Origin of the sequence: Maritimibacter alexandrii (assembly GCF_005871115.1) — a bacterium.
GTDB lineage: Bacteria > Pseudomonadota > Alphaproteobacteria > Rhodobacterales > Rhodobacteraceae > Maritimibacter > Maritimibacter alkaliphilus.
This window is the reverse complement of record NZ_SWKQ01000009.1, coordinates 1,026,337-1,045,686: the sequence shown is the minus strand read 5'-3', so window position 1 is coordinate 1,045,686 and position 19,350 is coordinate 1,026,337. Positions and strand designations below refer to the sequence as shown.

General features: G+C 62.7%; 19 protein-coding genes. 8 read left to right on the top strand and 11 right to left on the bottom strand.

Annotated features, from left to right (window positions below):
* Positions 1-39: 39 nt before the first annotated feature.
* The 3 genes from FCT00_RS05950 to FCT00_RS05940 form a co-directional block, all read right to left on the bottom strand.
* Entirely contained in the window at positions 40-324 is a 285-nt protein-coding gene (locus FCT00_RS05950) for an SCP2 sterol-binding domain-containing protein (RefSeq protein ID WP_138422220.1), read from the bottom strand.
* A 96-nt stretch (positions 325-420) separates the two neighbouring features.
* Positions 421-1,647: an argininosuccinate synthase gene (locus FCT00_RS05945; protein WP_138422219.1), complete on the bottom strand. Its 1,227-nt coding sequence runs from the start codon at positions 1,645-1,647 to the stop codon at positions 421-423.
* Positions 1,648-1,733: 86 nt separating this feature from the next.
* Positions 1,734-2,060: an Hpt domain-containing protein gene (locus FCT00_RS05940; RefSeq protein ID WP_138422218.1), complete on the bottom strand. Its 327-nt coding sequence runs from the start codon at positions 2,058-2,060 to the stop codon at positions 1,734-1,736.
* A gap of 140 nt (positions 2,061-2,200) precedes the next feature.
* Here FCT00_RS05940 and FCT00_RS05935 point away from each other — a divergent pair, with 140 nt between their 5' ends.
* Positions 2,201-3,502, top strand: coding sequence for a PP2C family protein-serine/threonine phosphatase (locus tag FCT00_RS05935; RefSeq protein ID WP_138422217.1), 1,302 nt, complete (start codon positions 2,201-2,203; stop codon positions 3,500-3,502).
* Here FCT00_RS05935 and FCT00_RS05930 read toward each other — a convergent pair.
* Positions 3,457-3,906, bottom strand: a complete 450-nt coding sequence (locus FCT00_RS05930; protein WP_138422216.1) for an NUDIX hydrolase — start codon at positions 3,904-3,906, stop codon at positions 3,457-3,459. The genes FCT00_RS05935 and FCT00_RS05930 overlap by 46 nt on opposite strands.
* 74 nt (positions 3,907-3,980) lie before the next feature.
* Here FCT00_RS05930 and hslO point away from each other — a divergent pair, with 74 nt between their 5' ends.
* The 5 genes from hslO to FCT00_RS05905 all read left to right on the top strand — a co-directional run bounded on the left by hslO (position 3,981) and on the right by FCT00_RS05905 (position 8,645).
* Positions 3,981-4,955 carry an Hsp33 family molecular chaperone HslO gene (hslO, locus tag FCT00_RS05925; protein WP_138422215.1) on the top strand — a complete coding sequence of 325 codons (975 nt, stop codon included), beginning with the start codon at positions 3,981-3,983 and terminating at the stop codon, positions 4,953-4,955.
* Positions 4,942-5,541, top strand: coding sequence for a CoA pyrophosphatase (locus FCT00_RS05920; RefSeq protein ID WP_138422214.1), 600 nt, complete (start codon positions 4,942-4,944; stop codon positions 5,539-5,541). Before hslO ends, FCT00_RS05920 begins: the two co-directional genes overlap by 14 nt.
* Positions 5,538-6,701 carry a CCA tRNA nucleotidyltransferase gene (locus tag FCT00_RS05915; protein WP_138422213.1) on the top strand — a complete coding sequence of 388 codons (1,164 nt, stop codon included), beginning with the start codon at positions 5,538-5,540 and terminating at the stop codon, positions 6,699-6,701. Before FCT00_RS05920 ends, FCT00_RS05915 begins: the two co-directional genes overlap by 4 nt.
* Entirely contained in the window at positions 6,698-7,909 is a 1,212-nt protein-coding gene (locus FCT00_RS05910) for a class I SAM-dependent RNA methyltransferase (protein WP_138422212.1), read from the top strand. Before FCT00_RS05915 ends, FCT00_RS05910 begins: the two co-directional genes overlap by 4 nt.
* Before the next feature lie 70 nt (positions 7,910-7,979).
* Entirely contained in the window at positions 7,980-8,645 is a 666-nt protein-coding gene (locus FCT00_RS05905; protein ID WP_138422570.1) for a L,D-transpeptidase family protein, read from the top strand.
* Positions 8,646-8,717: 72 nt separating this feature from the next.
* Here the strand turns inward: FCT00_RS05905 and dalA are convergent, their stop codons facing one another.
* The gene (gene dalA / locus FCT00_RS05900) at positions 8,718-9,230 is read right to left on the bottom strand and encodes a divisome-associated lipoprotein DalA (RefSeq protein WP_040884878.1); all 513 of its coding nucleotides are present in this window, start codon (positions 9,228-9,230) and stop codon (positions 8,718-8,720) included.
* A 166-nt stretch (positions 9,231-9,396) separates the two neighbouring features.
* Between dalA and FCT00_RS05895 the strand changes: the two genes are divergently transcribed.
* Together FCT00_RS05895 and FCT00_RS05890 are read left to right on the top strand one after the other, a co-directional pair.
* A complete protein-coding gene (locus tag FCT00_RS05895) occupies positions 9,397-10,008 on the top strand; it encodes a L,D-transpeptidase (RefSeq protein ID WP_008332533.1) in 612 nt (203 codons plus the stop codon).
* 125 nt (positions 10,009-10,133) lie between these two features.
* The gene (locus tag FCT00_RS05890) at positions 10,134-10,340 is read left to right on the top strand and encodes a hypothetical protein (RefSeq protein WP_050771961.1); all 207 of its coding nucleotides are present in this window, start codon (positions 10,134-10,136) and stop codon (positions 10,338-10,340) included.
* A gap of 155 nt (positions 10,341-10,495) precedes the next feature.
* Here the strand turns inward: FCT00_RS05890 and trxA are convergent, their stop codons facing one another.
* From trxA to tsaE, 6 genes are read right to left on the bottom strand one after another with little or no spacing between them, the layout of a single operon-like run.
* Positions 10,496-10,816 (bottom strand): thioredoxin, encoded by a 321-nt coding sequence (gene trxA, locus FCT00_RS05885; protein WP_008332536.1) that lies wholly within the window; start codon positions 10,814-10,816, stop codon positions 10,496-10,498.
* 34 nt (positions 10,817-10,850) lie between these two features.
* Positions 10,851-14,210 carry a double-strand break repair helicase AddA gene (gene addA, locus FCT00_RS05880; RefSeq protein WP_138422211.1) on the bottom strand — a complete coding sequence of 1,120 codons (3,360 nt, stop codon included), beginning with the start codon at positions 14,208-14,210 and terminating at the stop codon, positions 10,851-10,853.
* On the bottom strand, positions 14,207-17,155 hold the full coding sequence (addB, locus tag FCT00_RS05875; protein WP_138422210.1) for a double-strand break repair protein AddB: 2,949 nt from the start codon (positions 17,153-17,155) through the stop codon (positions 14,207-14,209). The genes addA and addB overlap by 4 nt, the downstream gene beginning before the upstream one ends.
* Entirely contained in the window at positions 17,148-17,840 is a 693-nt protein-coding gene (locus tag FCT00_RS05870; protein ID WP_138422209.1) for a nucleotidyltransferase family protein, read from the bottom strand. The genes addB and FCT00_RS05870 overlap by 8 nt, the downstream gene beginning before the upstream one ends.
* Positions 17,816-18,835, bottom strand: a complete 1,020-nt coding sequence (locus tag FCT00_RS05865) for an aminoglycoside phosphotransferase family protein (RefSeq protein WP_138422208.1) — start codon at positions 18,833-18,835, stop codon at positions 17,816-17,818. Before FCT00_RS05865 ends, FCT00_RS05870 begins: the two co-directional genes overlap by 25 nt.
* Entirely contained in the window at positions 18,828-19,316 is a 489-nt protein-coding gene (gene tsaE / locus FCT00_RS05860) for a tRNA (adenosine(37)-N6)-threonylcarbamoyltransferase complex ATPase subunit type 1 TsaE (protein WP_138422207.1), read from the bottom strand. The genes FCT00_RS05865 and tsaE overlap by 8 nt, the downstream gene beginning before the upstream one ends.
* Between the last annotated feature and the right edge of the window lie 34 nt (positions 19,317-19,350).

The following is a 19,350-nucleotide window of genomic DNA, read 5'->3' as shown; positions in this document are numbered from 1 at the left end:
GAGTTCTCTGTTCGAGGGCGGCCCATCGGGTCGCCCTTTTCAGTTCACGAGCTGGCTGAGTCTCGTGGCGACGGACATATCGCCGGATACCTTGATCTTGCCCATGGCGAAGGCGGCCATCGGGTTCAGTTTGCCCGTCAGAAGCTTCACGAGGTTCTTCTCGGAAATGCGGATCGTGCAGTCGGCAGGCTCGTCGGCCAGACGCGCTTCGGTGCCCGAGATCGTGATCGCGCCGTCCTCGCCACAATCGAACTTAATGGAATTGTCCAGCGGGCGATCGGCCAGAGCTTCGTTCATTCTGTCGGCGATTTCAGCAAGGCTCATGGTGCTATCCTCGGGCATGTCCGTCCGCATATGGGCGCAAAAAAAGGGGGAGGCAACGCTGACGTTGCCTCCCCGCATTCCTGAACCGAAAAAGGATTACTTCGCCAAGCGCCGCTTGCGTGCTGCCAGAAGTTTCAGGCGCAGGGCGTTCAGGTTGATGAACCCGGCGGCGTCTTTCTGATCGTAAGCGCCCGCGTCGTCCTCGAACGTCACATGCGCTTCGGAATACAGCGAGTTTTCCGACCAGCGGCCCACGCAGAACACCGAGCCCTTGTAGAGTTTCAGGCGAACGGTGCCGGAAACAAGCTCCTGCGACTTGTCGATTGCCGCCTGAAGCATCTCGCGCTCCGGCGAGAACCAAAAACCGTTATAGATCAGCTCGGCGTAGCGCGGCATCAGGCTGTCCTTGAGGTGACCGGACCCGCTGTCGAGCGTGATCTGTTCGATCCCCCGGTGCGCTTCCAGCAGGATGGTGCCGCCCGGCGTTTCGTAGATGCCGCGCGATTTCATACCGACGAAGCGGTTCTCGACGAAATCGAGCCGCCCGATGCCATGCGTCTTGCCCAATTCGTTGAGCTGGGCGAGCATGTCGGCCGGGCTGACAGCCTTGCCGTCGATGGCGACCGCGTCGCCCTTGTCGAACGTGATTTCCACGATCTGCGCCTCGTCTGGCGCGTCTTCGGGGTTGTTCGTGCGCTGGAACACGTAATCGGGCGCCATTTCCGCCGGATCTTCCAGAACCTTGCCCTCGGACGAGGTGTGCAGAAGGTTCGCATCGACCGAGAACGGGGCCTCGCCGCGTTTGTCCTTGGCCACCGGGATCTGGTTCTGTTCAGCGAATTCAAGCAGCCTCGTGCGCGAGGTCAGATCCCACAGCCGCCACGGCGCGATCACCTTGATGTTCGGGTTCAGCGCATAACAGGCCAGTTCGAACCGCACCTGATCGTTGCCCTTGCCCGTTGCGCCATGTGCCACCGCGTCGGCCCCTGTCTCTTCGGCGATTTCGACGAGCCGTTTGGAGATCAGCGGGCGCGCGATGGAGGTGCCGAGCAGATACTGCCCCTCATACACCGTGTTCGCGCGGAACATCGGGTTCACGTAATCGCGGACGAACTCTTCGCGAAGATCCTCGATATAGATGTTTTCGGGCTTGATGCCGAGCATGATCGCCTTTTCGCGCGCAGGCTCAAGCTCTTCCCCTTGTCCCAGATCGGCGGTGAAGGTGACGACCTCGCACCCATACTCGGTTTGCAGCCATTTCAGGATGATCGAGGTATCGAGACCACCGGAATAGGCGAGCACGACTTTCTTCGGCGCGGACATCGAGGGACTCCTTTTCACTGTCCGGCGCGGTTTATCGGCAAGCCCCGTTGCGGGCAAGGGTGATCGCTCTCACACCCCTTGCCAGATCAGGCGCGGGCGGCTTCGAACACAGTCTTTGATGTCTGGTAGGCGGCGAAGATCGGTTCAAGGTCCACGGCACCGCCATTTGCCGCCTGTGCCTCGCCCGAAGCGCAAAGGTCGGCGAAACGGGAAAATCCGAGATTCAGTGCCGAGGACTTCAACGCATGAAGCGCACCTTCGAGTGTTTGATCGTTCTTCTGGTTCCTCAGGTCGTCCAACACACCTTCGACCTCTTCCAGAAACATCCCGACGACCTCGTCAAAGTCGTCCTCCCCGATTTCGCCCTTGAGGGTGTCAACCTGTTGCCAGTCGATCATCGTGCGCTCCTTCATTCGGAAAACCGTGCTGTCCTGCCGGTTAAGACGCGGTGTCGGACGCGGGAAAACTCATGAAAATTCGACATTTCACGCTGTGTTAAGCTGACGTGGATATGCCCCACAGGAACTGATCGAACCTTCTAGCGGGGCAAGTCGTGCCGGCACACCTGTTGAAATCCAAATCTGTACGCGGGCATCTGGACGATAGCGTCATCCGGCAGGTGCTTGTCGTCGATGACAGCCGCGCCCAACGCCGGGTTCTTGTGGCGACGCTCACCCGCCTCGGCTTTGACGTGATCGAAGCCGAAAGCGGCGAGGAGGCGTTGCTGATCCTCGGTTCCACGCACATCGATCTGGTTCTGTCCGATTGGATGATGCCCGGCATGACGGGGTTGGAGCTTTGCCGACAATTCAGGAAAATGCCGCGCGACCAGTATGGATACTTCATCCTTCTGACGTCCAAGAACGAAAAGGGTGCCGTCGCGCGCGGTCTGGATATCGGTGCCGACGATTTCCTTACAAAACCGATCAGTCCCGATGAACTGCGCGCGCGGATTTCGGCGGGGGACCGCATTCTTCGCATGGAACGCGAGTTGAACGAAAAGAACCGGCTCGTCATCGCGACGCTGGACGAAATCTCGACACTCTACGACGCACTCGACCGCGACCTCGTCGAAGCGCGCAAGATGCAGATGTCGCTGGTCAAGGACAAGCTACGCGACTTCGGTCAGTCGCAGGTCTCGCTCCTCCTGAAACCCAGCGGCCATGTGGGTGGCGATCTGGTCGGCTGCTTTGACGGCGGCAACGGGACCGTGGCGATCTATGCCATCGATGTCTCGGGCCACGGAATCGCCTCGGCGCTGCTGACCGCCCGGATCGCGGGCTACCTGACCGATGGGACGCCGGCGCGCAATGTCGCGTTCGAAGCGGTGCCGGGGCAGGGCTTCCGCATGAGACCGCCTGACCAAGTTGCCCAGACGCTCAATGAGCTCATGGTGTCGGAGCTGAAATCCGACCTCTATTTCACGATGACTCTTGCCTATGTCGATCAGGGCACCGGCGACGTCCAGATCGCGCAGTGCGGCCACCCGAACCCGGCGGTCATCGCGTCCGATGGGGCGGTGCGGTTTCATGGAACGGGCGGTCTGCCTATCGGGCTGGTGACGGATGCGACCTATGAAACTCATCGCTTCAAGATCGCTCCGGGCGAACGGCTTGTCCTCTATTCGGACGGTTTCACGGAATGCAGGGACGCGGCGGATGAAGAGTTGGAGGAGGGCGGCTTGGCGCAGTTGCTGACCAAGAACGCCGGCTTGCGCGGCGGCGAATTTTTCGAAGCCCTGACTTGGGATCTTGATCGTTTCGCGGACGGTCAGGCGATGCCCGACGATATATCGAGCGTCGTTCTGGACTACCGAGGACGTGCGCCTGACAAGAAGTCGGCCAAGAAGACCTGATCGCCGACGTTCGCAAGCAAGGAAACGGCAAGGCGGGCATCGGCCCAGATCGCCTCGTGCCCCGGCTCGGTCGGCGCGTGAAGCTGCCGCACCGGGTGCGCCACGAAAATCGTGCAGATCTTCTCGGCCCACAGGTCGTATTCCGGCATATAGGCAAACCGTTTGAAAACGCCCAGCCGACGCGGGCGGGCGATGCGCCAGCCCGTCTCTTCCAGCACTTCGCGGTGTAGCGCGCGCAGGGGGGACTCGCCTGGATCTATCCCACCACCGGGCAACTGGAACTCGGGGTTCGGCTCGTCCTGATGCGTCAGCAGAATCCGGCCATCGCGCGGAAGAATGGCGTAGGCGCCGGGGCGCGGGCGGTAGCGCTGTCCGCTCACAATGGCTTCACCATAGCGCCGCATCTCTGGTCTCCCGCTCGGTTGCTCCCTACATGGCTTCGCGGTATGCCACGCCAAACAGACAAGGAAAACCGCGCATGAGCCTCGGGTCGCAAATCGCCTGGGATGATACGATCCTGCCCTTCCAACTCGATCAGGCCGATGTTCGCGGCCGGGTCGTCCGGTTGGATGGTGTCTTGGACAAGGTGCTGGAACAACACGATTATCCGCCGTCCGTCGAAAACCTCGTCGCGGAAGCGGTGTTGCTGACCGCGCTTATCGGCCAGACGATCAAGCTGCGCTGGAAGCTTTCGCTTCAGGTCCGTGGCGACGGCCCCGCGCGACTCATCGCGACCGATTACTATGCCCCTGAGAAAGACGGCGAGCCGGGACGCATCCGTGCCTATGCCAGCTATGACGAGGATCGGATCGAGCCGGACGGGGCACCGTTCGACCAGATCGGCCGCGGCTATTTCGCCATTCTGATCGATCAGGGGGCGGGCACGACGCCCTATTCCGGTCTGACGCCGATCGCCGGGGAATCGCTGTCGGATTGCGCGCAAACGTATTTCGCGCAGTCAGAACAACTTCCCACCCGCTTCATCCTGTCCTTCAAGAAGGAAGAGCTTTGGCGCGCGGGCGGCGTCATGCTTCAGCACATGCCAAAGGCTTCGCCATTCGCGACCGGCGAGGGTGGTTCGGGGGAAAACGGCCTGCTGACCGCGGAAGACATCCTCCCGACCGAGGACGACCGCGAAAACTGGAGCCGCGCGAACATTCTGCTTGATACGGTTCAGGCCGAAGAAATGATCGGGCCCGAAGTGCAGCCGACCGAAATGCTCGCCCGCCTTTTCCACGAAGAGGGGCCGCGCGTTTACGATCCGCAGCCCGTCGCCTTCGGATGCACGTGTTCTGAGGACCGGGTGATCGAAAGCCTGTCGATCTATTCGGCCAAGGATATCGCCTACATGACCACGGACGACGGGATCGTGACGGCCGATTGCCAGTTCTGCGGCGCGCATTACGAATTCGACCCCAAGATCCTTGGCAAAGACAGCGATGGAAGCGTCTGACGTTTTCGCCGCGCTCGCCCGCGCCTGCGGGCCGGAGGGCGACAGCTCGTCCGACTTCGACCTGAACCCGGAGGTCCGCCCCCAAAACCGCACTTTCCGGGCAGCAGGGGTTCTGGTCGCGTTCATGGAGACGGAGCGAGGGGTCGACCTGATCCTCACACAGAGATCTTCGGCCCTGAAACATCATCCCGGCCAGATCGCGTTTCCGGGCGGAAAGGTCGATCCGGTCGATGCCGACGAAACCGCAGCGGCCTTGCGCGAGGCCGAGGAAGAGGTCGGGCTGTCACGCGAGAATGTCGAAGTGCTGGGTATCCTGCCATTCCACGAAACGATTACGTCGTTTCAGGTGACCCCCGTGGTCGCGCGCGTGAAAGCGCCGTTCCGCTTCACCCCTGAGCCGGGCGAGGTGGCCGAAGTTTTCACCGTGCCGTTCGACCATATCGCCGATCCGGACCGCTACATTATCGAGGGGCGTCACTTCCGTGGGCAGTTTCGTCGATATTTCACCGTGCCGTGGGGGCCTTATTACATCTGGGGCGCGACCGCCCGGATGCTGCGCGTTCTGGCAGACCGGCTTGCACAATGACCGACGCGCGCATCACTGAGGCATGGCTTCACGACCCGGTGGCGCAGTCTGTCTGCGCCATGCTGACGTCGGCCGGATATCAGGCGCATTTCGTTGGTGGATGCGTGCGAAACGCCCTCATCGGTGCTCCGGTGACGGATCTCGATATTTCGACCAACGCGTACCCGGAAACAGTGTCTAAACTTGCCCGAAAGGCCGGGTTTCACGCGGTGCCGACAGGGATCGAGCATGGCACGGTCACCGTGGTTGCAGACAGTCATCCGTTCGAGGTCACGACATGGCGCAAGGACGTGGAGACGGATGGGCGGCGCGCCGTGGTGGCGTTCGCCGATCGGTTGGAGGACGATGCCCGGCGCCGTGACTTCACGATGAACGCTCTTTATGCGGCCCCGGACGGGCAAATCATCGATCCGCTAAGCGGCCTCCAAGACCTGTTGGCGCGGAAAGTGCGCTTCATCGACGACGCGCATGACCGTATTCGTGAAGATTACCTCCGCATCCTCAGATTCTTTCGTTTCCACGCGTGGTATGGCGATGCCGATGCCGGGCTCGACCCAAATGCGCTGGCTGCGATTTCCGAGCTTTCGGATGGAATAGACACTCTTTCGCGTGAACGGGTCGGGTCCGAAGTGGTCAAGCTTCTGGCCGCCGCCGATCCGGCGCCTTCCGTCGCGGCGATGGCAGCTTCGGGGGTTCTGGCCCGCATCATGCCCGGCCTCGATGCCACGGCGCTGCCGATTTTGGTTCACTTCGAAAAGGACCGGGGCGTCGCACCCGACGCCATGCGCCGCCTTGCGGTGCTGGGGGGTTGTGATCACAAAGATGCGCTTCGCCTGTCGAATCTTGATGCGAGACGGCTTGATACCCTTTTGGAGCACCGGGGAAGCACGGAAAAACCCGCCGCTATGGGCTACCGTCTGGGCGCGGACGTTGCGAGGGATGTCGTGCTCATGAACGCGGCGCTGATGGAAGCACCTCCCCCTGACGATTTCATCGAAGCTTGCAGTGCCGGTTCTCACGCGGTTCTTCCCGTCACGGCGAACGATCTGATGCCGAGGTTTCAGGGTGCGGAACTCGGGGCACGGCTCAAGGCGCTGGAATCGAAATGGGTCGATTCGGGCTTCAAACTCACCCGCGAACAGTTGTTGGGTCTGCCATGACGGAAATCACCATCGAACGGCTTGGTCATCAGGGCGACGGTATCGGGCCGGGGCCTGTGTTCGTGGCGCGTGTCCTGCCGGGCGAGATCGTCGAAGGACAGATCGAGGATGGCCGGATCGAAGCACCGCGAATCGTTCGTCCGTCCGCCGATCGGATCAAACCGCCGTGCCCGCATTTCAAATCCTGCGGCGGTTGCGCCCTTCAACACGCCAGCGATGCGTTCGTGGCACAGTGGAAGGTCGGGATCGTCGAGCAGGCCCTGACCGCGCAGGGGCTGACGACGGAGATACGCGGTATCGCCACATCTCCCCCGAACAGCCGGCGCCGCGCGACCTTGGCGGTCCGGCGCACCAAGAAAGGCGCTCTTGTCGGCTTTCACGCGCCGAAGTCGGATGTCATCACGCCGATCCCCAACTGCCACCTTCTGACCCCGGCCCTGATGTCCGCGCTACCGATTGGCGAGGCTCTTGCCACCGTGGGGGGTTCGCGGAAGGGCGAAGTCAAAATGACGGTGACGGAGTCCGAGGCCGGGCTCGACATATCGGTCATTGGCGGAAAACCCCTTGATTTGAAGCTCGAAACAGAGCTTGCGGGGATTGCCGGCGAGTTCGATGTCGCCCGACTGGCGTGGGATAGCGAGGTCGTGGCGATGGCGCGCCCGCCCGCGCAACGGTTCGGCTCCGCGCTTGTCACCCCGCCGCCGGGGGCTTTCCTGCAAGCGACCAAGCCGGGGGAAACGGCTTTGACGGCGGCGGTCCTCGAGGCCGTCGGAAACGCATCGCGTGTCATCGATCTGTTTTCCGGAAGCGGGACATTCACCCTTCCCATAGCCGAGCGCGCCGGAGTGCTTGCGGTTGAAGGCGTGGATGACATGCTGTTGGCGCTCGACGCGGGATGGCGGCACAGCAAAGGGCTTCACGCCGTCAAAACGGAAACCCGCGATCTGTTCCGCCGTCCGCTGCTTTCGGACGAGCTGAGGGCGGATGCGGTGGTCATCGACCCGCCCCGCGCGGGGGCCGAGGCGCAGATGGTCGAGATCGCGGCGAGCGGTGTTCCGCGCATCGCCGCGGTGTCCTGCAATCCGGTGACTTTCGCGCGCGATGCGAAAATATTAACCGATGCGGGATACACGTTGAATTGGCTCGTCGTGGTCGATCAGTTCCGCTGGTCACCGCATGTCGAGCTGGCGGCGTGTTTCACTCGCTGACGATCTTTCCCGGTTTGGGAAAATCGTGTAAAACATGGCTCGGGCAGAATTTCTGGGACCAACGACAATGATGAACCGACGCGTGATGCTGGCATCGACGGCGGCCTTTGTGGGGCTGACGGCATGTTCCAAGTTCAAGACGTACAACGGTCCGGAAGTGACCGAGATTTTCGTCTTCAAGGAAAACCGCAAGATGTATCTGATGCACCATCAGACGGCGCTTGCGGAATACGATGTGCACCTGGGCTTTTCGCCCTATGGGCACAAGCAACAGAAGGGCGACGGTCGCACGCCTGAGGGCAGCTACCGGATCAACCGCCGCAATCCCGACAGCGCATTCCACCTGTCCGTGGGTCTGGACTATCCCAACGACACGGATCGCAAGATCGCGAAAGAGGTCGGAGTTTCTCCGGGCGGCGACATCTTCATCCACGGTGGCCCGACCCGGAAGGAAGACAAGAACAAGTCGGATTGGACCGCAGGATGCATCGCGGTCACCAACAAGGAGATCGAGGACATCTACGCCATGGTGCGTGACGGCACGCCGATCCACATTTTCCCGGCGAAGCAGCCGCCGCTGCTGCGTCCGCGTCCGGGAACGCCGAAACCGTTCGACGAAACGGCGCCCGATATTCTGGTCGCCTATGGTCGCGAGCCGATCATGCCGATGGACCCGGTTCTGTGGCAGGCTCAGGCGGGGACCGAGATCCTCGTCACATCGAACGGGACGGAATAACTCCGGTCTTCGATGGGAATGAAAAAAGGGGCGCTCGCGGGCGCCCCTCGTCGTATCCGGTGACGCTGTTCGTCAGCCGCCCATGACCATCGTCCACCAGATCTTGCCGTTCGGCTCCTGATAGAACGCGAAGCCCATGTTGCGGCCACGGCTGTCGAGGATCACGTTGCGCGTGTCCTCCTGACCCATCCATGCGGCGAGCGTCTCAAGCTCCGTCTCGAAGGTCTCGGATATGTTCTCGCCCAGCATCGGGCCGCTGTAGCCGGCGCGACGGACCCGGTCGATGGGCGACGAGCCGTCCGAACCGAAATGCCAGGGCCTGTTCTGTACCGACATATCACGCGAATGGGTCGCGGCGGCGGCGGTCAGTTCCGCGTTCAACCGAACGGGCGGCACACCTGCCGCCGACCGAAGCTCGTTCACGGAATCCAGAACGCGAAATTGAATCTGGCTCTGCTGAGACTGAGAAATCTTGTAGACGGAGGGCATCGGCTTGCCATCCGGCCCCATGCGCATCGGCTGGTTCGTGCTACAGGCCGCCAAAGTGAACAGAAGCGCACTCAGAACAAGGGCAATGCGGGTCATGGAACGTGGGTCTTTCCGGTCAGTCTCGTAAGCCCCATCGCCTTAGCGACTATCGTTGAGACAATCAATTTGGCATCGGCAAAAATTGGCGTGAGCACATGGGTTTGAATTGCGACAAGCGGGTCTCCGCTCTATACGAAACGGTGAATGCCATGGAATTCGAGGAATGTTTCAGATGACCGGTTCCCGTTTCGACCGCATGGGGCGCCGCACCTTCCTGACCACGAGCGTTGCGGCTGTCGGTGCGCTGGGCGTCGCGCCTGCACTGGCCCAGACCGAGAATTCGACCGAGGTCGAGCGTGACCTGTCCGAAGTGGTGCGCCGGAACATCTCGAGCTTCCGCACGCTGGATTGGCGCCCGTATTTCGACAATCTCAACAACGGCGCAATCCTCGTCGACATCACCTCGCGCGCCCTGCATTTCTGGAACAACGACGGGGTCTACAAGCTGTATCCGACTTCGGTGCCGCTGACCGAAGATCTGACCCGTCGCGGGCGCACCAGCGTGACTCGCAAGGTCGAGGGGCCGGAATGGCGGCCGACCCCGTCGATGAAAGAGCGCAATCCCGAGTGGCCGGACTTCATTCCGGCCGGTCCCGGAAACCCGCTCGGCACCCACGCGCTGTACCTTGGATGGCAGTACTACCGAATCCACGGCACGCACGACACACGCAAGATCGGGCGGCGTTCTTCGAACGGCTGTATCGGGCTCTACAATGAGAATATTGCTGAGCTTTTCAGCCTTGCGACGGTGGGTTCTCAGGTGTTGCTTATCTGACACCACAGGTCGGTTTCGCCGGAAACTAGTTGCAATTTTTCGGTGATACTGTTTTCTGCAAGCACGAGGTACAGAACTACCCTTGTTCCGGCGCGCGAGTGTCGGAAGGACAATTGGAGATTGAAATGAAAAAAGTCATGCTTGTTGCAGCCGTTGCTGCTCTCGCCGCCACCGCCGCTCAGGCCGGCACCCTCATCGACCCGATCGTTGAGCCGGAAATCATCGTGGAACAGTCGTCGTCGTCGTCGAACGCCGGCATCATCGTTCCGCTCATCTTCCTCGCCCTCGTCGGCGTGGGTGTGTTCTGTGCAGTGGTTGCTACCCCCTGCTAATGAACGCGCCGGGCATCTTGCCCGGAACGGAATTGGAAACCCCGTCGCTTGCGGCGGGGTTTTCGCTTTTCAAGGGCATCTGGTCCGATGACCCGACAAGAAAAAGGCCCGGTCGAACACGACCGGGCCCTTTTTCGATTGCGCTGAAGCGCGGATCAGATCGATTCGTCGATCCAGCTTTGCAGGGCCGCCTTCGGGGCCGCGCCGACCTTGTTCGAGATCGGCTGACCGCCCTTGAACATGAACAGCGCCGGAATGCCGCGCACGCCAAGCTGGGCCGGCGAGTTCGGGTTCTCGTCCACGTTCACCTTGGCGATCTTGACCTTGTCGCCGTACTCGGTCGACAGCTCTTCCAGAGCCGGGCCGATCATCTTGCAAGGGCCGCACCATTCGGCCCAGAAGTCCACGACGACCGGGACATCGGATTTCAGTACTTCTTCTTCGAACGTGGCGTCGGTGACAGCGACGGTAGCCATAAGCTTGCTCCTTGCGTGATGCGTTGGGAGGAAACTAGGTATCGGTCCCTGCTGCGTCAAGCAAACGAAATGTGCGTATTGCCACACCGGGTGGCAAGGGCATCAGGGTTGCACTGCGCGTCCAGAGCACCGCACTTTCGATGCGCCGATCCGGATAGATCGCCGAAAGCGCACTTTCATATGCCCCGAGCTGGGCCAGAATCCCCTCCGGAATCGCCTCGGCGTTGTCCGGTTCGGTGAGGTTCGATTTGAAGTCGATGGCGAGCACGCGCTCCGGTTCTATCACGAGCAGGTCGATGATTCCGTGAAGACGCTTCTCGCCCGATGACCCGGCGGGTCCGGTGATCTCGACCTCGGAAAGAACGCCGCGCTCGAACAGCGGCGCGAGCGCGGGGGAGTCCAGAACCGCCGTCGCTTCGGCCAGCAACTCCGCAAGCTCGGCGTCCGACGCGGCATCCTCGCCAAATGCCAGAAGCGCCCGCGCGGTCGCGGGCCAGTCCTCACGCGGATAGGTCGGAAGAAACTCGAGGAGGCGGTGGATCTGCCGCCCGCGCCGTTTGGCAGCGTCGCCGTCCAATCCCTCGACAGCACCGGGCACCACCTTGGCACCCTTAAGGTCCGAGGGGGAAATGGGTTTCGGCGCGGGTTCTCGATGGGGTGCGGCCACGAGCGACCAGTCCGGCGGGTCAGGCTCCCGATCCGCGTCGGCTGTCACGTTCCGTTTCTCGCCCGCGGGCCAGTCGCCGACCTGAAACCGCAACCCGCCCGTCCCAGACGGGAAGCCGCGCGGGACCGCATCCAGTTTCGTCAGACCATCGCGCACCAGCCCATGCCAGGAGTCCGAGGCTTCTTTGCCGACGTCACCTGCGCCCGCGACGATCAACCAGCTTTCGGCGCGCGTCATCGCGACATAGAGCAGGCGCATCCGCTCCTCCGCCCCCTTCGTCCGGGCTTCTTCTTTCCTGCGCGCAAGGACCGAGGGCATATCCGGGGCCGCTGGCCGCCAGACGACGTTGTTGTCCAGCACCACGAGGTTGCTGAGATCGCGAACCGGACGCTTGGTGGTATCGGGCAGAATGACGATCGGGGATTCGAGTCCCTTAGCACCATGCACGGTCATCACGCGAATCTCGCGCGCATCGGAATCCATCTGTCGCTTGATCTCGACGTCTTCGGTGTCGAGCCAGGTCAGGAAGCCGGTCAGGCTCGGCACCTCGACACGCTCATAGGCCAGCGCCTGCGCCAGCATCGCGTCGATCCCATCCTCGGCCTCGGCCCCCAAGCGCCCAAGCAGAAGACGGCGTCCGTCATGCCGCGTCAGAACGCGGTCGATCAGATCATAGGGCCGCAGGAAGTCGGCCTGATCCCGAAGGTCGCTCAGGGCCTCGACGACGCGCCTGTGCCCGCTGTCCCACAACGCACGCCAAAGATACCCCTCGCGCCCATAGGCCAGCCTGTAAAGCTGATCCTCGGATAAGCCGAACAGGGGCGAGCGCAGGACGGATGCGAGCGACAGGTTATCTTCCGGCGTCGCAAGGAACGAAAGCAGAGCGGTCAGATCCTTCACCGCCATTTCGCCGCCGATCCGCAGCCGGTCGGCGCCTGCAATGGGCAAGCCGCGCGACTTGCACGCGCGTATCAGGTGGTGAAACAGGTCGGACCGTCGCTGGACAAGGATCAGGATGTCACCGGGCACGACAGGCCGGAAACCCGTTTCGCCCTTTTCAGTCGCAGGCACATGCTCTTCTTCGATCAGGCGGGCGATCTCGCCTGCAATGTTGTCAGCCAGTTGAACGGTGTGATCGGTGGGTGCGGCGACGTCCAGCGGATCGTCCCACGGTCGTGGCTCATCCTCTTTGACCGGCTCGATTGCGGGCCACAGGTCGACGCGGCCGGGTCGGTCGCCGTGAAACGCCCTGTGGTGCGGTTTGGTGCCGCCCAGACCATCTACATCGTCAAGCGTGACGTCCACGGCCGTCAGGATCGCGGGCGATGAACGGAACGAGTATTCCAGCGGCATTTGCTGGAGCGGGCGCTCGATCTGTCTGAGTTTCTCGTCGAAGGCGTCGCGCATCGATGCGAATTCGTCCGGGTCCGCGCCCTGAAACGAATAGATCGACTGCTTCGGGTCGCCCACGACGAAAATCGACCATTCGCGGTCGGCATGGGCGCCTTCGCCCGACATGAACTCCCGCGCGAGGCTGTCGATCACCCGCCACTGTGACGGGCTCGTGTCCTGCGCTTCGTCCACGAGGATGTGGTCGATCCCGCCATCTAGCCGGAAAAGCACCCATTGCGCGACGTCGGAGGCGTTCAGCAGGGCCGACGCCCGCAGGATCAGGTCGTCGAAATCCAGCCAGCCGTTTCTGGCCTTGCGCTCCTCATACATCCGGACGAACGGATGCGCGAAATCGTGAAGCGCCAAGGTCCGGTCGACGACGACGAGGGCTTTCACCCGGTCGACCTCGGTCTCGACCACTTCGGCAAGTGCCAACACGGTTTCCGCGGTGTCGCCGAGATCCGCAATCGCCGGTTTGGTCAAGAGGTTCTTGCGCACGGTGCCCGACTGAGTGAGCAAAGCCGACGCGAGGACATCGAAGTCGCTCTGGGACGGCGAAACAGTGTCTATTCCAGCCAATTTCTGCGCCAGCGTGACCATTGTCGAACTGTGCTGGGACAGGATCGGCGGGGCGGATTGGATGGCGGATTTGAACCGCGGCGTGAACACCCGGGAAAGCACATCGTCCAGTTTGAAATCCTGTGGCAGCCCAAGCTCCGCCAAGACGTCATGGCGTTCGACGGGCGCGACAAAGTGCTGACGCTTGCCGATGATCTCGCCCGTCAGGCCAATGATCTCGGCGCCGGTGTAGTAGCGGGCCAGACCTTCGACCCGCGTCCGCAGGTCGCCCGAGGCCATTTCTTCGACGATCTCTTCCTGCAAGAGCTGTGCCGTCCGGTCGTCCATTTCCTTGAAATCCGGCGAAACCCCGGCCTCCATCGGAAAGCGACGCAAGATCGTGGCGCAAAAGGCGTGGATGGTCTGGATTTTCAAGCCACCGGGGGTTTCGATCGCACGCGCGAACAGGCGCCGTGCCTTTCTCAGGTCCGGTGCGCCCATCACGCCAAGCGCATCCAGTTCGGCCCGCAAGTCATCGTCACCAAGCATCGCCCAAGCGCCGAGGCGCTGGAACAGGCGGTTCTGCATCTCGCTCGCCGCGGCCTTGGTATAGGTAAGGCAAAGGATGTGGCCCGGCTCGACGCTATTGAGCAAAAGGCGCGCAACGCGATCCGTCAGCACGCGCGTTTTGCCGGACCCGGCATTCGCAGACAGCCAGGTGTTCCCGCCGGGGTCGGCCGCTTCGACCTGACGTTGTGTCGCTTCGTCCCGGCTCATCCCCCGACCTCTTCGCCTTTGGGTTCCGCCGTGTGATCCCATTCGCCATAGCGCGCGAGGTGGTCGAAATCGCCGCCGAACCGATTGGCGCTCAGCACGACACGGCGCGACGTGTATCCCCGTTCACGGTTCGCGAAGTCGGCGAGAACAGACTCTAATTCAGCCTGCGTTCGGGCAAGAAGCGTCTCATCCACGTCGATCGGAACGTATTTCGATTTGGCACCCAGACCGATATAGGCGACGCGCGCGGTCTTCATCCGGCCAAGGTCACCGAAGCCGCCCTTGCGGGCGACCAGTGCCTCGAGCAGCAGTTGCTTGTCATAGGCCTTCTGCTGCTTTTCGCTGGGCGGTTGGCCCGTCTTGTAATCATAGATCGCGACCTGGCCGAAATTCAGAACATCGATGCGGTCCGCCGTTCCGTGAACCGTGAACGGAGGCGTCCCGAACGTCGCCTCCCCCCTGATCTCTGTCAGCGCATTGGTCGCATCCCGTTGTCGCTCGTCCTCGTCGTCCAGAAAATCATCGGCGATGCGCTCCAACTTGGCGAGCCACAGCAGCCGGGTGGCGGGCCAAGGCGCCTGAGCTTCAAACACTTCCCTCGCGACCGACAAAAGGCGTGCGCGGGCGTCGTCCCGTGTCTCATCCTTCGGTCTTTCCCTGATGAACCGCTCGAAGGCCGCATGAACGGCCGTGCCCCGAAGCGGCGCGTCCGGGGATTGATGCAGGGGGTCGATCCCGCGCAGACGGAGGATCTTGTCGGCATAAATCGCATAAGGATCGCGGATCAGAGTGCCGATCTGGGTGAACGAAAGGCGCTTGGGTCGGTGTTCGACGGGTGGGCGCGGCGAAGGACGCGGCGCGGGATCGGTTTTGTGATCACGCCCGGGCCGATCGAGTTCGCGCGCGAGGATCAGCCAAGCGTCACCTCTGGTTCGCATGGCCTTCAGCGCATCGGCCCCGGCGTCGGACATGCCGTTCATCAGGTTCATCAAGCGATTGATCCAACGCGACGGAACCGTCTCGGCCTCGTCGTCCCGCAGGGACCGCGTGAGCACGACTTCGGGCGCGCCCAAGCCTTGCTGGAAATCGTGGGCGGACAGCCCTATTCGCCTTTCAGGCAGCAATAGACCCGCTTTCTGCCGCATATCACGGTTCATCCACGGATCAGGGGCGGGTCGTTCAGGCCAGGTTCCTTCGTTCAAGCCAGCGAGGATGACGAGGTCCGCGCCGCCCACCCGCGCCTCGAGCGTTCCCCAGATTTTGATGCCGGGATAAGGCGTATCCGGGTTTCGGACCATTCCACGGTTCAGCACGGCGGCGAACAGGTCGCGGAAGTCGGAGGGCGTCATTTCACCCCCAAACGGCGCCTCGCGCAGGAGCTCGTCGACAAGGCGTCGCGCTTCTCGTCCCGCTTCCCTGTCCCAAAGCTCGCCGCTCTTCCTATCATCCGGTCCAGCCGACAGCCGTTCGGCGAGCGAGACGACCTGTTCGACGTGAGCGGTCAGGGATTGGGTGCCGGTTTCAGAAAGGTCAGCGACAATCGGCGCAAGCCATTCGACCCATTCGACCCGGTCCGGCTTTTCCCCGGCCCAAAGCGCGAGCGACGCCTTATCGGGAAACGGCATGTCGCGGCGCAGGGCCTGAAGCTCAAGATCGCGGGACAACCTGAGATGCTCGTTCCGTTCGCCGCCCGTGTGCGTGAGCGGATGCTTGAGCAGCGTGAGCAGATCGACACCAGTGATCCGGCGACCCCGCATTTCGGCCACATGGCGAAGCAGACGGCCGGGGGCGGTCAGCGGCAGCGGGCGGCCCGCGCTGTCATCAGGCGTGATGCGCCAGCGGTCCAGCGCGGCCGTCACCTGCCGCGTCAGAACTCGATCCGGCGTAATGAGCGCGGCTTCGCGCCCGCGTTGGGCCGCGTCGCGCAGGATCATCGCGATCGCCGATGCCTCCTCTCGCGGGCTCGGGGCTTCGATCAGGCTCAGCTCGCGTGTTGCCGCGTCGATATCCGCGAAGCCCGGCCCCTCATCCTGCCATTGGTCGGTGACGGGCGCGGGGCGAAGCGCCAGCGAAACGAACGCGTTTCGGCGCGGGTTGGGGGCATCCTGCGCGTGCCAGTCACCCACATCCCCCGGCGACAGGCTCAACGACGACAAAAGCCGGCGAAACCGGAACTGCGGATGATCCTCGGCCGTCAGCGCGTCGTCCATTTTCGCCCAGACGTGTGCCGGCATATGCGCGTCGAATCCCGGCAGGATCACGGCACCTTGCGGCAGGCGGGCCACCGCCTCCATCAGCATCGCGGTCGCGCCGCGCGACCCCGTGGACCCGGCGACGAGGATCGGGTCGGCAGGGGGCCGTTCGACCCAATTCGCCGTCACCCGTTCGATGACCTTCCGCTGACGGGCTTCGAGGTCGGGCGGCTCGGCGCCCCCGGTCCCGAAGAACCGGGCGATGAGCCGGATGAAGGCAAGACTGCGCGCCCAGTAAGCCGAATGCTGCGAGACATCGAGGTCTTCGAGGGCATCGGGCGGGACCCCCTCGCCGTGCATTTCGTCCATCAGGTTCGCAAGACTGTCGGCCAGCGGAAAGATCGCGTGCCGAGGCGCCAGATCGGGCTGGCTGTCGAGGAGTTCTGAGATCAAGCTCGCCAGTTCCAGCCGTCGTCTGAGCGGAGATACGGCGGGTGGAAGGTCTGCCATCGCCACGTCCTGCCCAAGGTCGGTGACCAGACGGATGCGGGGGAGGAGCGCGGGCGGGCCTTGGTCGAACAGTTCGATCAAACGCCGCTTCATCCGCATCGTGTTCACGAACAGGGTCACGCGCGCCATGGCATCTGGCGGCTGACCGTTCAGCCGCGCACGCAGCCCTTCGATCACGCTTTTCGGAAAATCGACGCCCGGCGCTTGGGCAAAGACACGGGGGCGTTCGCTGGGTTCAAGCATCCCGGTCATAGTCCAGCAGAGCCTCGGCTTCTGCAATCCCCTGCGGATGACCCACATCGCACCATTCGCCCTGATGGACGATGCCGGCCAGCCGGCCCGCGGCAATCATCCGGTCCCAGATCAGGTTCAGGGAAAAGACGGTCTCCGCAACGTCGTGCAGGCTTTCGGTCTTGATGATCTGCGCGCCCGAATAAACGTAGCCGGGCCCGCGGTTGAGCCGCCCATCCGACAAGGTGAAATCTCCCGCGCCCGGATGGCCGCGCGCATCGTGGGGCTCGAGCAGGAGAAGAAGGGCGTCCATTCGGTCCGGGTCCCATGCGGACCGAAGCTCACCCAACGGGTTGGCACCCGTCCAGACCGCGTCGGAGTTCAGGGTGAAGACCGGGCCGGTGCCCAGCAAGGGCAAAGCTTCCCGCAAGCCGCCGCCTGTGTCGAGCAACGTATCCTTTTCATGGGACAGCAAGATTCCGGTGCCGTTCAGATGTTCGATCAAAGGCTCCGGCTTGTAATGCAGGTTGGCGACAATCCTGCCGATACCGGCATCCTCGGCAATGGCGCGGGCGTGGTCGATGAGCGGTTTGCCCGCAACCTTGACCATCGGCTTCGGGCGGTCGGCGGTGAGCGAGCCCATCCGCGTGCCGAAGCCGGCCGCGAAGATCATCAGAGCGTCGGGATGGTGCCGCATTTGGCCTTCAGTGACGTTAGGATTTCCGGGGTAGGTTCGGGCAAGAGCTGCCTGATGGATCGGGCGAGTTCGGACAGTCCGGGGTGTGACAGGTCGGTCTGCAAGTTCCGCCAGACACGCGGGATGAGATCGACGTAATGCGCCTTGCCGAAGTGTAGCGACAGCCGGGCAAAGACCCCGAGAATGCGCAGATTGCGCTGGGCCGAAACGGTCGCGCAGGCGCGCGCGAAACCTTCCGCATCGTACCCGGTTGCGTCCACGTATCGCGCCATCATCGCTTCGCACGTTGCGGGCGAAACCTCCCGTCGCGCGTCGCGCGCCAGGGACATGAGGTCATAGGCGGGGTGCCCGATACCGGCGTCCTGAAAATCCAGAAGGCCGACACGCGCCGACCCTTGTCGCTCGGGCAGCCAGAGGAGGTTTTCGGCGTGGTAATCCCGCAGAACGAGGACCGGGGACCAAGCCGGAAGGGCGGCGAAAGCGGTCAGCATCGCCGCGCGCAACGTCTGGGTCGCTGCGGTATCCCGGTTCCCGGTGGCGCCGAACGCATACCAGTCCGTCGCGAGGCAGGCGAAGTCCGACATGGTTTCCGGGCCATAATCCGGCGCGCTTGGCAGGGGAGCCGCGTGCAGGTCGATCAGGGCGTCGGTCGCCGCGAGATACAACGGCAATTCCTGCGACGGATCGGTTTCGAGCAATCGCGCGTAAAGGTCGTCGCCGAGATCTTCGAGAAGGAGAAACCCAAGTTCTTCGTCTTGCGCCAGTATCTCGGGCGGCGACAGACCGGTCGCTTTCAGGTGCTCGCCAATGCGGATGAACGGCCTGACATCCTCGCCCTTGTCCGGCGGGGCATCCATCAGGACGGCCGGTGTCCCGTTCAGGTCGAGCCTTTCATACCGGCGGTTGGACGCATCGCCAGCCAGATTGCGGCGTGTCGCGGTGCCCCAACCGATCCCGTCGAGGAAGGCCGCGATCTTTGCGGCGCGGTCAGTCATGCAGGGCCTCCAGAACGGGTTCGAGATGTTCGGGAAGGTCGGAAAGGTCGACGATCCGTGTTTCCGGATCATCGGGCACCGAGAAGTCCATTCCGATCGCCTTGGTCGGGGCCAGATCGCCCAAGCAGTCGGGCCACTCGATCAGGCACACGGCGGTATCGAAGGCGTCGAACAATCCAAGCTCCTCGACCTCGTCGGGATGCGTCAGGCGGTACAGGTCGGCATGCCAGATTTCGAATCCGTCGACCTCGTATGTCTGGACCAGTGTGAACGTGGGCGAGGGGACGTCTTCGACAGGTCTGTCAGCATATGCGAGCCGCGCCTGAATGAGCGAGCGGGTGAAATGGGTCTTTCCCGCACCGATCTGACCTGACAGCAAAAACACGTCGCCGGGACGCACCAGCCTTGCGAAAGCGGCTGCGAGTTCCGCCGTTTTTTCGGGGGATGTCAGCCTGATCCGATGGGCGGGCGCGTCATTCATGCACCTGTTGTAACGGGCGCGGTTTGGGGGGCAA

What these genes read in the sequence shown, in the direction of transcription:
- FCT00_RS05865 (WP_138422208.1), bottom strand. Translation starts at nt 18,835, where the DNA reads ATGACTGACCGCGCCGCAAAGATCGCGGCCTTCCTCGACGGGATCGGT.
- FCT00_RS05920 (WP_138422214.1), top strand. Translation starts at nt 4,942, where the DNA reads ATGGAAGCGTCTGACGTTTTCGCCGCGCTCGCCCGCGCCTGCGGGCCG.
- FCT00_RS05950 (WP_138422220.1), bottom strand. Translation starts at nt 324, where the DNA reads ATGAGCCTTGCTGAAATCGCCGACAGAATGAACGAAGCTCTGGCCGAT.
- FCT00_RS05895 (WP_008332533.1), top strand. Translation starts at nt 9,397, where the DNA reads ATGTTTCAGATGACCGGTTCCCGTTTCGACCGCATGGGGCGCCGCACC.
- addB (WP_138422210.1), bottom strand. Translation starts at nt 17,155, where the DNA reads ATGCTTGAACCCAGCGAACGCCCCCGTGTCTTTGCCCAAGCGCCGGGC.
- trxA (WP_008332536.1), bottom strand. Translation starts at nt 10,816, where the DNA reads ATGGCTACCGTCGCTGTCACCGACGCCACGTTCGAAGAAGAAGTACTG.
- FCT00_RS05945 (WP_138422219.1), bottom strand. Translation starts at nt 1,647, where the DNA reads ATGTCCGCGCCGAAGAAAGTCGTGCTCGCCTATTCCGGTGGTCTCGAT.
- FCT00_RS05910 (WP_138422212.1), top strand. Translation starts at nt 6,698, where the DNA reads ATGACGGAAATCACCATCGAACGGCTTGGTCATCAGGGCGACGGTATC.
- hslO (WP_138422215.1), top strand. Translation starts at nt 3,981, where the DNA reads ATGAGCCTCGGGTCGCAAATCGCCTGGGATGATACGATCCTGCCCTTC.
- FCT00_RS05930 (WP_138422216.1), bottom strand. Translation starts at nt 3,906, where the DNA reads ATGCGGCGCTATGGTGAAGCCATTGTGAGCGGACAGCGCTACCGCCCG.
- FCT00_RS05890 (WP_050771961.1), top strand. Translation starts at nt 10,134, where the DNA reads ATGAAAAAAGTCATGCTTGTTGCAGCCGTTGCTGCTCTCGCCGCCACC.
- dalA (WP_040884878.1), bottom strand. Translation starts at nt 9,230, where the DNA reads ATGACCCGCATTGCCCTTGTTCTGAGTGCGCTTCTGTTCACTTTGGCG.
- FCT00_RS05905 (WP_138422570.1), top strand. Translation starts at nt 7,980, where the DNA reads ATGAACCGACGCGTGATGCTGGCATCGACGGCGGCCTTTGTGGGGCTG.
- FCT00_RS05870 (WP_138422209.1), bottom strand. Translation starts at nt 17,840, where the DNA reads ATGCGGCACCATCCCGACGCTCTGATGATCTTCGCGGCCGGCTTCGGC.
- tsaE (WP_138422207.1), bottom strand. Translation starts at nt 19,316, where the DNA reads ATGAATGACGCGCCCGCCCATCGGATCAGGCTGACATCCCCCGAAAAA.
- FCT00_RS05940 (WP_138422218.1), bottom strand. Translation starts at nt 2,060, where the DNA reads ATGAAGGAGCGCACGATGATCGACTGGCAACAGGTTGACACCCTCAAG.
- FCT00_RS05915 (WP_138422213.1), top strand. Translation starts at nt 5,538, where the DNA reads ATGACCGACGCGCGCATCACTGAGGCATGGCTTCACGACCCGGTGGCG.
- addA (WP_138422211.1), bottom strand. Translation starts at nt 14,210, where the DNA reads ATGAGCCGGGACGAAGCGACACAACGTCAGGTCGAAGCGGCCGACCCC.